The following is a 12400-nucleotide window of genomic DNA, read 5'->3' on the forward strand; positions in this document are numbered from 1 at the left end:
CCGCCGCGAAGGGACGCAAAGCGGCCCCAAGTAAGCTGCAGTATCAATCAGGTGCCTTGTCGACCCACTTCGGCACCACCGGCGCGACGAACTGCTCCATGCCATCCAGCAGCACATCGGCCTGCTGCTCGAGCAACAGCATCGCCCGATGCTGCGGGCGGACAAAACCCTCCTCGACGATATGGTCGAGGAAGTCGCCCAGCTTGGTATAAAAGCCGTTCACATCGAGCAGCCCCAGCGGCTTGGCGTGATAGCCCAGTTGCCCCCAGGTCCACACCTCGAACAACTCTTCCAGCGTACCCAGGCCACCCGGCAGGGCGATGAAGGCATCGCTGAGCTCGGCCATGCGCGCCTTGCGCGCGTGCATGCCGTCGACCACTTCCAGCCGGCTCAGGCCGTTGTGACCGACCTCGGCGTCCAGCAGGCTCTGCGGGATGATCCCGACCACTTCACCACCGGCCGCCATCGCCGCGTCGGCAACCACGCCCATCAGGCCGACCGCGCCGCCGCCGTAGACCAGGCGCAGGCCACGGCGGGCAATCGCTTCACCAAGGGCAACCGCCGCTGCGCGGTAGGCAGGATTGGCACCGATACTGGCGCCGCAGAACACACAAACGGAACGTACAGGCATTGCTTCTCTCCCTTCACAGACGTTCAAGGGTAAAGCGCATGCCTGTCGCTTCCAAGATCGGATTTATTCGGGGCGGGAAAACTCGCAGGCCGCGCCAGTGGCGCCATGGGCGTACGCGGCGAGCAGGCTGTTCATCAGGCTACCAAGGGACATGTCGTTTGCTCCTAAATGAGAGGTTGTCCCATCGTCGGTTATACAGGCATGATGTGCACTTAGATTGGTTGTATACAATCCATAGAACAAATTTACTGGCTGCCGGCCGAACACTGCCTTGATGCATATCAGGCACGCTCGTTCCGCTTTCAGGCAGACTCGCAATTGATAAACCCTGCCAAGGAGATTCACGATGTTTGCGAAAGCTGTAGCGGTATCCCTGCTGACCCTCGCCAGCGCTTCTGTGTTTGCAGCCGATGAAGACAAGTGCGCGGTGACCATTGATTCGACTGACCAGATGTCCTACAACAGCAAAGAATTCACCGTCGACAAGAGCTGCAAGAAATTCACCGTGACCCTGACCCACTCCGGCAACCTGCCGAAGAACGTCATGGGCCATAACCTGGTGGTCAGCAAGACTGCCGACATGCAGCCGATTGCCACTGATGGATTGTCCGCAGGTATCGATAAAGGTTACTTGAAGGACGGCGACGCGCGAATCATCGCCCACACCAAGCTGATCGGCGCTGGAGAGAGTGACAAAATCACCTTCGACACCTCCAAGCTGGAGGCCGGCGGTGATTACGGCTTCTTCTGCTCCTTCCCAGGCCACATCTCGATGATGAAAGGCAAGGTCGTGGTCAAGTAAGCCACGCCACAGAAAAAGCCCGGTCGCGATCAACGTCGCGGCCGGGCTTTTTTATCGCCGCAGATCAAGGCGCGAACGGCAGCTCGCGCTTGTGCTGGGTCTTGCGGTAGGTGCTGACGATGATATCGAAGGCATGCTGGTCGACTGGCTGGCCATGCAGGAAGGCATCGATCTGCTGGTAAGTGATGCCATGCGCAGCTTCATCCGGCTTGCCTGGCTCGAGGTCTTCGAGGTCCGCGGTCGGTACTTTCTCGACCAGTGACTCAGGCGCACCAAAGGCACGAGCAATGGCGCGTACCTGGTTCTTCACCAGGCCGCTGAGCGGCGCCAGGTCGCAGGCGCCGTCGCCGAACTTGGTGAAGAAGCCCATCACCGCCTCGGCCGCATGGTCGGTGCCGATCACCAGACCGGCGCGGGCGCCGGCAACGCTGTACTGGGCCACCATGCGCATGCGCGCCTTGATGTTGCCGACTACGAAATCGACCATGGCCGGCGCGCCGTCCTGCAGCACATCGACCTTGCTCTTGAGCCCAAGCACAGCGGGCGCGATGTCGATGGTGTGCACTTCATCGGCCTTGATCACGTCCAGGCAGGCCTGCGCGTCGTGTTCGTCGTGCTGCACGTTGTACGGCAAGCGCACGGCGATGAAGCGGTAGCCGTCATCGCCGCTGCTGGCGCGCAGTTCATTGACGGCGCGCTGGGCGAGCAGGGCGGCGGTCAGCGAGTCGACCCCGCCACTGATGCCCAGCACCAGGGTCTTGAGCCGGGCGTTGGCCAGGCAGTCCTTGATGAAGGCCACACGCCGGGCAATTTCGGCGTCGAGCGCGGCGGCGTCGGCGAACGGCGGCTGCACCTTGAGCTGCTGCGCGATCTCTTGCTGAACGGCTTGCATGGGTTACTCCTTGTGGGCAACTTTGAATACGTGACGCAGGTAGGCGACGAAGTTTTCATCGCGGCACTGCGTCTTGGCGGCCTCGTCGGAAATCTTCGCTACCGGCGAGCCATTGCAGTCGGTCATTTTAAGCACGATGCTCATCGGCGCTACCCCCGGCAGGTCGCAGGTGAGGTTGGTGCCGATGCCGAAGCTGACATTGATGCGACCACGCAGGGCGCGGAATATCTGCAACGCACGCGGCAGGTCGAGACCGTCGGAGAACACCAGGGTCTTGGTCATCGGATCAATGCCTAGCTGCTGGTAATGAGCGATGGCCTTTTCCGCCCAGGCCACCGGCTCGCCGGAGTCGTGGCGCAGGCCGTCGAACAGCTTGGCAAAGTACAGATCGAAATCATTGAGGAAGGCATCCATGGTGATGCAATCGGTCAAGGCGATGCCGAGCAGGCCGCGGTACTCGCGGACCCAGCAGTCGAGTGCGGCGATCTGGCTGTCGATCAGGCGCGGGCCGAGCTGCTGATGGGCCATCAGCCATTCATGGGCCATGGTGCCCAGTGGCCTGATATCCAGTTTCCATGCCAGGTCGACATTGCTGGTGCCGACGAAGCGCCCGGGGAAGTCATCGCGCAGCACCCGTACGACTTCTTCCTGGACGCGGCTGGAGAAGCGCCGCCGGGTGCCGAAGTCGGCGACCTGCAGCTCGGCCAGTTCGTCCTCGCTGGCATTGGCCCTGAGCCAGTCGAACTTGCGGTAGAGCTGATCGCGGGCGGCCGCCAGCGGCATGTGCGGATGCAGATGACGGTTGCGCACCTCGCTGATCAGCGCCAGCAGCGGCACCTCGAAGAGGATCACATGCAGCCACGGGCCTTTTAGACGCAGGCACAGCTGATCGTCTTCGATGCCTAGATGGACATAGCGCAGGTTGAAGCGGAACAGGCGCAAAAAGCGCAGGAAGTCTGGCTTGAGGAAGCTGATGCGCTCAAGAAACGCCAACTGGCCGTCGTCCAGGGTCAGCTCACTGAGCAGCTCGATCTGGCGACGAATCTCGCCCAGGTAGGGGCGCAGGTCTTCGCCGTTGCGACAGCGAAACTCCCACTCGACGTCAGCATCGGGGTAGTTGTGCAGCACCGCCTGCATCATCGTCAGCTTGTAGAAATCGGTGTCGAGCAGGTTGTGCACGATGCGCTCGGAGAATGCGCTCTCGCTCATTGAAAGCTCCAGGTCGGCGGCGCTTGCTGAAACGACGCAAGCGCGCGGGAATGGGCGTCATTGTGCCAGCCTTTGTGCTTCACAGGGGCACTCACGGTTGACCGCATTACCTTTACGTTGCGCGGAGCCTGTAGGAGCGGCCTTGTGTCGCGGCTGGTGCGGGCAAGCGTCGCGCAGCCCTGCAACAGGGCCGTAACTGCCAAAACCCGGACGTTCGCGCGGGCAGCGACTAGCCTTGAAACAGTGCCCCCGTAGCAGTCACGCACCAGCGGTGTGCACTTCGGTGACGTCGACAGTTACCGGCAGGTTGCACGTAAACACTGGTGCTGGTTGCAATGATGGCACTGAGCGGTTGCGCCTATATTGGAGGGATGGTGGCGCCCGCCTCGTTGTAGACGGTTGCACGCTCAATGAACGATGCCCGCGGCCAGCCTCCAGCCGGCCTGCCAGGCGTGTTTGCGCAAAATGCCAAGTCAGTGGCACGGCGCTTGCTCTGATCAGCAAGCAGAACGTTGTAGTGCCAACCAAAAAAAAGACTCTAGGAGCACCACCTCATGTCGCAGACGTTTTACAAGAAAGGCTTCCTGGCTCTGGCCGTGGCAACGGCACTGGGTGTTTCTTCTTATGTGCAGGCCGACATCAAGATCGGCGTCGCGGGGCCAATGACCGGGGCCAACGCAGCGTTTGGCGAGCAGTACATGAAAGGTGCGCAGGCTGCGGCCGACGCGATCAACAAAGCCGGCGGGGTGAACGGTGAGCAGATCAAACTGGTCGCCGGCGATGACGCCTGCGAACCGAAACAGGCCGTAGCGGTAGCCAACAAGCTGGTCGACCAGGAGAAAGTGGTTGGCGTGGTCGGGCACTTCTGCTCGTCCAACACCATCCCAGCCTCCGAGGTGTACGACGAGGCCGGCATCATCGCGATCACCCCAGGCTCGACCAACCCGCAGGTCACCGAGCGTGGCCTGTCGGCCATGTTCCGCATGTGCGGGCGTGACGATCAGCAGGGCGTTGTTGCCGGCGACTACATCGTTGATGTGCTCAAGGGCAAAAAAGTCGTAGTGCTGCACGACAAGGACACCTATGGCCAGGGCCTGGCCGATGCGACCAAGGCGCAGCTGGAAAAACGCGGCGTCAAACCGGTGCTGTATGAAGGCCTGACCCGCGGCGAGAAAGACTTCAGCGCGGTGGTCACCAAGATTCGTGGCGCCGGCGCCGATGTCGTCTACTTCGGCGGCCTGCACCCGGAAGCCGGTCCGCTGGTACGTCAGCTGCGTGAAGCGGGCCTGAAGGACGTCAAGTTCATGTCCGATGACGGTATCGTTACCGACGAACTGGTCACCACCGCAGGCGGCGCGCAATACGTCGATGGCGTGTACATGACCTTCGGCGCCGACCCACGCCTTCTGCCAGACAGCAAGGCGGTAGTGGATCAGTTCCGCAAGAACGGCACCGAGCCTGAAGGCTACACCCTGTATGCCTACGCCTCGGTCCAGGCCCTGGCTGCTGCATTCAATGGCGCCAAGTCGAACAAGGGCGAAGACGCCGCCAAGTGGCTCAAGGCCAACCCGGTGCAGACCGTCATGGGCGAGAAGACCTGGGACGCCAAGGGTGACCTGAAGATCTCCGACTACGTGGTCTATCAGTGGGATAAGGACGGCAAGTACCACCAGCTGGAAAAACAAAAATAACAACGGCGCAAGGCCCGGGCACAGATCCGGGCCGACGCCCAGGCGGTATCTGTCTTTATCCGTAGATCTGCACCTGTGCTGCACCACACGGGCCGCCTGACGGCAGCCCGGTTGTGCCCAGCACAGGGGCGATCTCACTCAGCGAGATTGCGTTATGGATGGTATTTTCCTGCAGCAACTGGTCAACGGCCTGACCCTCGGGTCGGTCTACGGCCTGATCGCCATCGGCTACACAATGGTCTATGGCATCATCGGCATGATCAACTTCGCGCACGGCGAGGTGTATATGATTTCCGCCTACCTGGCGGCAATCAGCCTGGCATTGCTGGCTTATTTCGGTGTCGAATCCTTCCCGCTGCTGATGCTCGGCACGCTGCTGTTCACCGTGGTGGTGACCGGTGTGTACGGCTTCACCATCGAACGTATCGCGTACAAACCCCTGCGTAACTCCACTCGCCTGGCGCCGCTGATCAGCGCTATCGGTATCTCGCTTATCCTGCAGAACTACGCGCAGATCAGCCAGGGCGCTCGCCAGCAAGGCGTGCCGACCCTGCTCGAAGGCGCGCTGCGGGTCGAGGTTGGTAGTGGCTTCGTGCAACTGACCTACACCAAGATCTTCATTCTGATTGCAGCCTTTGCCGGTATGGCCCTGCTCACCTACGTGATCAAGTACACCAAGCTTGGGCGGATGTGCCGCGCCACCCAGCAAGATCGCAAAATGGCCTCGATTCTGGGCATCAACACCGACCGGGTGATCTCCTACGTGTTCGTCATCGGCGCCGTCATGGCCGCCCTGGCTGGCGTATTGATCACCATGAACTATGGCACCTTCGACTTCTATGCCGGCTTCATCATCGGCATCAAGGCGTTCACTGCCGCAGTGCTCGGCGGCATCGGTTCGCTGCCTGGAGCCATGTTGGGCGGGATCATCCTGGGCATCTCCGAATCACTCTTCGCCGGCCTGATCAACTCCGACTACAAGGACGTGTTCAGTTTCTCGCTGCTGGTGCTGATCCTTATCTTCCGGCCACAAGGCCTGTTGGGCCGCCCGCTCGTGGCTAAGGTGTGAACATGTCTGCTGCCAATTCTGCTTCTCCCGGTTTTGATATCAAACGCAGCCTGATCGAGACCATCGTCGCCGGCCTGCTGGCGCTGATCGTGTTCGGCCCGGTGGTCGGCGTGGTGCTCGATGGCTACACCTTCAACGCCGAGCCCGCCCGCGTGGCCTGGCTGGTCGGTGCGGTGATGGTCGGGCGCTTCGTGCTCAGCCTGTTCTTCCAGAGCGGCACCGGCCAGCGCATGCTGCAGGGCTTCGACAGTGGTGGCTCGGGCGTGCATGTGCTGGCGCCGGACTACAAGTCGCGACTGCGCTACATCATTCCGGCGCTCATCGTGATCGCCATCGTGTTCCCGATCTTTGCCAACAAGTACCTGCTGACAGTGGTGATTCTCGGCCTGATCTATGTGTTGCTGGGCCTTGGTCTGAACATCGTGGTCGGCCTAGCCGGTTTGCTCGACCTGGGCTACGTGGCGTTCTATGCCATCGGCGCCTATGGCCTGGCGCTTGGTTACCAGTACCTGGGCCTGGGCTTCTGGACGGTGTTGCCGCTGGCGGCCATCGCGGCGGCACTGGCCGGCTGCATATTGGGCTTTCCGGTGTTGCGCATGCACGGCGACTACCTGGCGATCGTGACCCTGGGCTTTGGCGAGATCATCCGCCTGGTGCTGAACAACTGGCTGTCGTTCACCGGCGGGCCGAACGGCATGCCGGCGCCATCGCCGACCTTCTTCGGCCTGGAGTTTGGCCGCCGGGCCAAGGACGGCGGGGTGCCGTTCCATGAGTTCTTTGGCCTGGACTACAACCCCAACGTGAAATTCCTGTTCATCTACATCGTGCTGTTCCTGGTCGTGCTGGCGGTGCTGTACATCAAGCACCGGCTAACCCGGATGCCGGTTGGCCGCGCCTGGGAAGCGCTGCGCGAAGACGAGATCGCGTGCCGCTCGATGGGCCTGAACCACGTGCTGGTAAAACTCTCGGCATTCACCCTGGGCGCCTCTACCGCGGGCCTGGCGGGGGTGTTCTTTGCCACTTACCAGGGCTTCGTCAACCCGTCTTCGTTCACCTTCTTCGAGTCGGCATTGATCCTCGCCATCGTGGTGCTGGGCGGCATGGGCTCAACCGTAGGTGTGGTGATTGCGGCCTTCGTGCTGACCGTGGCACCTGAGTTGCTGCGCAGTTTCTCGGAATACCGCGTGCTGCTGTTCGGGGTACTGATGGTGCTGATGATGATCTGGCGACCGCGAGGGCTGATCCGCATCAGCCGCACCGGGGTAGTCCCGCGTAAAGGAGTGGCGCCATGAGCGACGAAGTCATTCTCTCGGTCGAACACCTGATGATGCAGTTCGGCGGTATCAAGGCATTGAGCGACGTCAGCCTGCAGGTCAGGCGCAACCAGATCTTTGCCTTGATCGGCCCCAACGGCGCCGGCAAAACCACCGTGTTCAACTGCCTGACCGGCTTTTACAAGGCCAGCGGCGGGCGCATCCAGCTCAACCTGCGCGGTAACCAGACTGACGTGATCCAGCTGCTGGGCGAGCGCTTCCAGCCCAGCGACTTCGTGTCGCCGGCGCGCTTTGCCAGCCGCGTGTACTACAAGATGTTCGGCGGAACCCACCTGGTCAACCGCGCCGGGCTGGCGCGGACCTTCCAGAACATTCGTCTGTTCAAGGAAATGTCGGTAGTAGAGAACCTGCTGGTGGCGCAGCACATGTGGGTCAACCGCAATCTGCTCGCTGGCGTGCTCAACACCAAGAGCTACCGCAAAGCCGAAAGCGATGCGCTGGACCACGCCTTCTACTGGCTCGAAGTGGTCGACCTGGTCGACTGCGCCAACCGCCTGGCTGGCGAGTTGTCGTACGGCCAGCAGCGCCGTCTGGAGATCGCTCGGGCCATGTGTACCCGGCCCAAGATCATCTGCCTGGACGAACCGGCCGCCGGCCTCAACCCGCAGGAAACCGAGGCACTGAGCCGGATGATCCGCGTGCTGCGCGACGAGCACGACATCACCGTGGTGCTGATCGAGCATGACATGGGCATGGTCATGAGCATCTCCGACCATATCGTTGTGCTCGATCACGGTACGGTGATCGCGCAAGGCGCGCCGCAGGAAATCCGCCACAACCCGACGGTGATCGCCGCCTACCTGGGTGCAGATGAAGAGGAACTGGTATGAGTGCACCCATTCTCGAACTGAAAGAGCTGGACGTGTTCTACGGGCCGATCCAGGCCCTGAAAAAGGTCTCAATGCACATCAACGAGGGTGAGACGGTGAGCCTGATCGGCGCCAACGGTGCCGGCAAGTCGACGTTGCTGATGTCGATCTTTGGCCAGCCACGGGCAGCCTCCGGGCAAATCCTTTATCGCGGCACCGACATCACCCGCAAATCGCCGCACTTCATCGCTTCCAACGGCATTGCCCAGTCGCCGGAAGGGCGCCGGGTGTTCCCCGACATGACCGTCGAGGAAAACCTGATGATGGGCACCATCCCCATCGGCGACAAGCATGCCAGCGAAGACATGCAGCGCATGTACGAGCTGTTTCCGCGGCTCAAGGAGCGCCGCAGCCAGCGGGCCATGACCATGTCCGGCGGCGAGCAGCAGATGCTGGCTATCGCCCGCGCACTGATGAGCCGGCCCAAGCTGCTGCTGCTTGATGAGCCGTCGCTGGGCCTGGCACCGATCGTGGTCAAACAGATCTTTGCCACCCTGCGCGAGCTGGCCCAAAGCGGCATGACCATCTTTCTGGTGGAGCAGAACGCCAACCATGCCTTGAAGCTGTCGGACCGCGCCTATGTGATGGTGAACGGCGAGATCCGCATGACCGGCACCGGCCAGGAGCTGTTGGTCAACGAGGATGTGCGCAACGCCTATCTCGGCGGCCATTGATGTTCAGGGGTCGCCATGCGGCCCCTTCTTCCAGCAAATGTGGACAACTTGTCGCACACCGTTGATTTCGCTTCTTCAAATCCCTCGCCAAGCCCTTGTTTGCACAGGTTGAAACTTGTCCACGGATCGAGTGGAACTGCCTGTGGACAACATGGTGGCACTCTGTTGCAGCCCTTTGTGTTAGAGGCCTGTAGAGGATGGATCATATTTTGATCAATGCTATTTAAATGCCTGTAACGGCGCCCAGATTGGCTCTGCAGAAGATGGATTTCGCGTGTATCCAAGCTGTGGATAACTCTGTGCAAAAGCCTTGGACAGACTGCTGCAAGTGGCAGCTAGCATGGCTTTGCTCGACTCAACCTTTATAAAGTGCACGCAGTCCCTGTAGGAGCGGCCTTGTGTCGCGAAAGGCCCGCAAAGCGGGCCCGGCGATTTCGGCGGCGAAGCTGAGGTCTGGGGCCGCTCCGCAGCCCTTTCGCGACACAAGGCCGCTCCTACAGGGACCGCGTCCGGGCTGGTTGCAAGTTGCCCCCATTCTGTGGGGAAAGGCCTGTGGATAACATGCGCATAGCCTGCACCGCGCCTTGTGCCGCGTGGCTTTGCGCACTATGTACGTTTTTTGACCAGGCGCTTAAACGGCTTGCTGGCTGGGCCGGCCACGGGCATGCTTCAAGGCCTGCCGACGACACCCCATTGCGAAGGAGAACAGCATGACGTCTACCGTATTCATCACGGGCGCCACTTCCGGTTTCGGCGAGGCCACAGCCCGCCTGTTTGCCGACGCTGGCTGGAAGCTGGTCCTGACCGGCCGCCGTAAAGAGCGCCTGGATGCGCTGTGCGCCGAGTTGTCGGCCAAGACCGACGTGCATGGCATCGTGGTCGACGTGCGCGACCGTGCGGCGATGGAACAGGCCATCGCCAACCTGCCGCCTGCGTTCGACAAGCTGCGCGGGCTGGTCAACAACGCCGGGCTGGCACTGGGTGCAGACCCTGCGCAGAAGTGCGACCTGGACGACTGGGACACCATGGTCGACACCAACATCAAGGGCCTGATGTACACCACCCGCCTGCTCCTGCCGCGGCTGATCGCTTATGGTCGTGGCGCGTCGATCCTCAACGTGGGCTCGGTGGCAGGTAACTATCCATACCCTGGCAGCCACGTCTACGGCGGCACCAAGGCGTTTGTCGGTCAGTTCTCGCTGAGCCTGCGCTGCGACCTGCGCGGTACTGGCGTGCGGGTCAGCAACATCGAGCCTGGCCTGTGCGAAAGCGAGTTTTCACTGGTGCGCTTCGGTGGCGATCAGTCCAAGTACGATGCAACCTACGCTGGCGCCGAAGCGATCCAGCCGCAGGACATCGCCGAGACCATCTTCTGGATTCTCAACCAGCCGGCGCACATCAACATCAACAGCCTTGAGTTGATGCCGGTAAGTCAGGATTGGGCTGGGTTCTCGATCGATCGCGCGAACAAAGGCTGAGGAGGCGAAGCCGGCAGCTGCGCTGCCGGTTGCCAGTTCACTTGAACAGCTGAGTGTAGCTCTGCCCCGTTTGCAACAGTCCGTTGTTCTCAAGCAGGTCGAGAACCTTGAGCTCCCTCAGGACATGGCTGATTGCAGTGTGCAAACCGACGTCCTCACTGGTGGCGGTTCCGTCGAGCATCCGGCGCACGCTCAGCAGATAGTTGACCTGGCCAAACGCCTGCTGCTGCCCTTCGCAGGCCTTGTTGCCCCAGATGATCCCCGCCGTGGCGTTGATCCTCGACTCAACGAATGATTCGAGGGCCTGGTTGCGCGGAGTGAGCGTGGCCTGTGGGTTGAGCGCAGAGGACAGCGGCGCCTGCGGCTGGCTTTGGCACACGCTCAGCTGGCCCTGGGCGAAATGGTCGTGCCGCGGTTTCAGCGTGCGAATGTTGTTGGCGGCGCTATCGGTCTTGCCTTCGATGAACTCCGCCAGCTGACGCTTGATCGTGCCCAGCTCGCTGGTCGCCATGGGTAGTCACTCGATAATGAATAGTGAAACAACACTATCAACGCTGCTGGCCGGCGGGTACTGGTAAAAATACTAGGTCAAGCCTTTTTCGCCAGCCCTTCAAGGCAGGTCGCCAGGTGATAAGGCGTGGTCGACGGCATGTCGTGCCGGCTGACCGCGCCTGTGGCGTCCAGGCACTCGCGCCAGCCGCCTGCATGCAGGAACTTGTCCTCCAGCGAGCGTAGCTGTTGCAACAGCTCCTGCTCACTGCCCGGGCGCAATGCCAACGCGCGCAGGTATTCAGCCTTGGCCCAGATACGCTGAGTCGGGTCGAGTATCTTGCCGTGGATATCCAGGCTGGCGAGTACCGCCGCATTGATCACGCCATGGCGCTCGGCGTAATCAAAGCCACGGGCGATCGACCCATGCAGCGCGCCGCCGTTGAGCAGCGGCGATGTTTCGAGCAGGTAGAACCACTCGAACTGATGCCCAGGCTCGAACCAGTTATCCACATCACCGCGCGGTTTTTCCAGCATCAGGCCGTGTTCGGGCTCGATGAAGTGCGTTTGCAGCGCCTCACACAGTTGCAGCAGCGCTTGCTGCACGTCCTGATCGTCGCGTACTGCGAGGGTTTGCAGGAAGGCCTCGGCCAGGTGCATCTGCGGGTTTTGCAGCGGGCCGCTGCCCAGGTCGGCCCAGTCCTCGCTCAGGCTTGCTTCATACAGGCCGTCGTCGCGAGCGAAGCGTTCGGCTACCACTTCCAGCGCTGCGTTCAGAGTGGCCTCGACCAGCCCCTCCTGCACCTTGCCCCAGTAATGCGCGCAGGCGAACACGATGAACGCATGGGTGTACAGGTCCTTGCGCCGGTCCAGCGGCTTGCCGGCAGCGTCCACGCTGTAGAACCAGCCGCCGTGCTCGGCATCATGGAAGTGGCGCTGCAGCGAACGGAACAACGCTGCAGCGCGCTCGGCGGCGCCGGCTTGCTCGATGCGGCTGCTGAACAGGTACAGCTGACGCGCGACGGCCATCGCCCGGTAGCGCTGTACCGGTAACGGCTGGTGCTGTTCATCGAGGGCTTCGAAGGGCAGAGCCAGTTCGTCGTTCCAGCCTGGGCCTTGCCACAGCGGCACGATGCGTTCAGCGAAATGCTGACGGAAGTGTGCAAGGCGGGTGCTCAGCTCGGGCAGGGTGGGGCGGGGGTCGGACATGGCAACGCTCGTCGCAATCGGGCAGGGCGCCATGATAGCAGCTAGCGGCCAAG

At 61.6% G+C, this 12400-nt stretch carries 12 protein-coding genes; 7 read left to right on the plus strand and 5 right to left on the minus strand.

All coding sequences use genetic code 11. From position 1 onward, the window contains the following. Positions 1-43 precede the first annotated feature (43 nt). Positions 44-631, minus strand: coding sequence for a TIGR00730 family Rossman fold protein (locus tag ACQZ2L_RS20355; RefSeq protein WP_430327582.1), 588 nt, complete (start codon positions 629-631; stop codon positions 44-46). A gap of 346 nt (positions 632-977) precedes the next feature. Here ACQZ2L_RS20355 and azu point away from each other — a divergent pair, with 346 nt between their 5' ends. After that, positions 978-1433: an azurin gene (azu, locus tag ACQZ2L_RS20360; protein ID WP_430327583.1), complete on the plus strand. Its 456-nt coding sequence runs from the start codon at positions 978-980 to the stop codon at positions 1431-1433. Positions 1434-1497: 64 nt separating this feature from the next. Here the strand turns inward: azu and nadE are convergent, their stop codons facing one another. Further along, positions 1498-2325, minus strand: a complete 828-nt coding sequence (nadE, locus tag ACQZ2L_RS20365; protein WP_430327584.1) for an ammonia-dependent NAD(+) synthetase — start codon at positions 2323-2325, stop codon at positions 1498-1500. A gap of 3 nt (positions 2326-2328) precedes the next feature. Continuing rightward, entirely contained in the window at positions 2329-3534 is a 1206-nt protein-coding gene (gene pncB, locus ACQZ2L_RS20370) for a nicotinate phosphoribosyltransferase (RefSeq protein WP_430327585.1), read from the minus strand. A gap of 554 nt (positions 3535-4088) precedes the next feature. Here pncB and ACQZ2L_RS20375 point away from each other — a divergent pair. The 6 genes from ACQZ2L_RS20375 (at position 4089) to ACQZ2L_RS20400 (ending at position 10649) form a co-directional block, all read left to right on the plus strand. Continuing rightward, positions 4089-5225, plus strand: coding sequence for a branched-chain amino acid ABC transporter substrate-binding protein (locus ACQZ2L_RS20375; protein ID WP_430327586.1), 1137 nt, complete (start codon positions 4089-4091; stop codon positions 5223-5225). Positions 5226-5379: 154 nt separating this feature from the next. Then, positions 5380-6294 carry an ABC transporter permease subunit gene (locus ACQZ2L_RS20380; RefSeq protein ID WP_101315985.1) on the plus strand — a complete coding sequence of 305 codons (915 nt, stop codon included), beginning with the start codon at positions 5380-5382 and terminating at the stop codon, positions 6292-6294. A gap of 2 nt (positions 6295-6296) precedes the next feature. Then, positions 6297-7586 (plus strand): high-affinity branched-chain amino acid ABC transporter permease LivM, encoded by a 1290-nt coding sequence (livM, locus tag ACQZ2L_RS20385; protein ID WP_430327587.1) that lies wholly within the window; start codon positions 6297-6299, stop codon positions 7584-7586. Further along, positions 7583-8458 (plus strand): ATP-binding cassette domain-containing protein, encoded by an 876-nt coding sequence (locus ACQZ2L_RS20390; protein ID WP_101315989.1) that lies wholly within the window; start codon positions 7583-7585, stop codon positions 8456-8458. Before livM ends, ACQZ2L_RS20390 begins: the two co-directional genes overlap by 4 nt. After that, positions 8455-9171: an ABC transporter ATP-binding protein gene (locus ACQZ2L_RS20395; protein ID WP_103435867.1), complete on the plus strand. Its 717-nt coding sequence runs from the start codon at positions 8455-8457 to the stop codon at positions 9169-9171. The genes ACQZ2L_RS20390 and ACQZ2L_RS20395 overlap by 4 nt, the downstream gene beginning before the upstream one ends. 710 nt (positions 9172-9881) lie before the next feature. Beyond that, positions 9882-10649 (plus strand): SDR family oxidoreductase, encoded by a 768-nt coding sequence (locus ACQZ2L_RS20400; protein WP_430327588.1) that lies wholly within the window; start codon positions 9882-9884, stop codon positions 10647-10649. Positions 10650-10686: 37 nt separating this feature from the next. Here ACQZ2L_RS20400 and ACQZ2L_RS20405 read toward each other — a convergent pair whose 3' ends face one another. Continuing rightward, complete coding sequence (locus ACQZ2L_RS20405; protein ID WP_430327589.1) at positions 10687-11160, minus strand: hypothetical protein; 474 nt, start codon at positions 11158-11160, stop codon at positions 10687-10689. Positions 11161-11237: 77 nt separating this feature from the next. Then, positions 11238-12347, minus strand: coding sequence for an AGE family epimerase/isomerase (locus ACQZ2L_RS20410; protein WP_430327590.1), 1110 nt, complete (start codon positions 12345-12347; stop codon positions 11238-11240). Between the last annotated feature and the right edge of the window lie 53 nt (positions 12348-12400).

It is taken from the genome of Pseudomonas shirazensis, from assembly GCF_050496565.1.
Taxonomy (GTDB): domain Bacteria; phylum Pseudomonadota; class Gammaproteobacteria; order Pseudomonadales; family Pseudomonadaceae; genus Aquipseudomonas; species Aquipseudomonas shirazensis_A.

Coding starts and splice junctions, on each gene's coding strand:
- ACQZ2L_RS20410 (WP_430327590.1), bottom strand. CDS start 12,347: ATGTCCGACCCCCGCCCCACCCTGCCCGAGCTGAGCACCCGCCTTGCA.
- ACQZ2L_RS20390 (WP_101315989.1), top strand. CDS start 7,583: ATGAGCGACGAAGTCATTCTCTCGGTCGAACACCTGATGATGCAGTTC.
- ACQZ2L_RS20405 (WP_430327589.1), bottom strand. CDS start 11,160: ATGGCGACCAGCGAGCTGGGCACGATCAAGCGTCAGCTGGCGGAGTTC.
- livM (WP_430327587.1), top strand. CDS start 6,297: ATGTCTGCTGCCAATTCTGCTTCTCCCGGTTTTGATATCAAACGCAGC.
- azu (WP_430327583.1), top strand. CDS start 978: ATGTTTGCGAAAGCTGTAGCGGTATCCCTGCTGACCCTCGCCAGCGCT.
- ACQZ2L_RS20400 (WP_430327588.1), top strand. CDS start 9,882: ATGACGTCTACCGTATTCATCACGGGCGCCACTTCCGGTTTCGGCGAG.
- ACQZ2L_RS20395 (WP_103435867.1), top strand. CDS start 8,455: ATGAGTGCACCCATTCTCGAACTGAAAGAGCTGGACGTGTTCTACGGG.
- nadE (WP_430327584.1), bottom strand. CDS start 2,325: ATGCAAGCCGTTCAGCAAGAGATCGCGCAGCAGCTCAAGGTGCAGCCG.
- pncB (WP_430327585.1), bottom strand. CDS start 3,534: ATGAGCGAGAGCGCATTCTCCGAGCGCATCGTGCACAACCTGCTCGAC.
- ACQZ2L_RS20375 (WP_430327586.1), top strand. CDS start 4,089: ATGTCGCAGACGTTTTACAAGAAAGGCTTCCTGGCTCTGGCCGTGGCA.
- ACQZ2L_RS20355 (WP_430327582.1), bottom strand. CDS start 631: ATGCCTGTACGTTCCGTTTGTGTGTTCTGCGGCGCCAGTATCGGTGCC.
- ACQZ2L_RS20380 (WP_101315985.1), top strand. CDS start 5,380: ATGGATGGTATTTTCCTGCAGCAACTGGTCAACGGCCTGACCCTCGGG.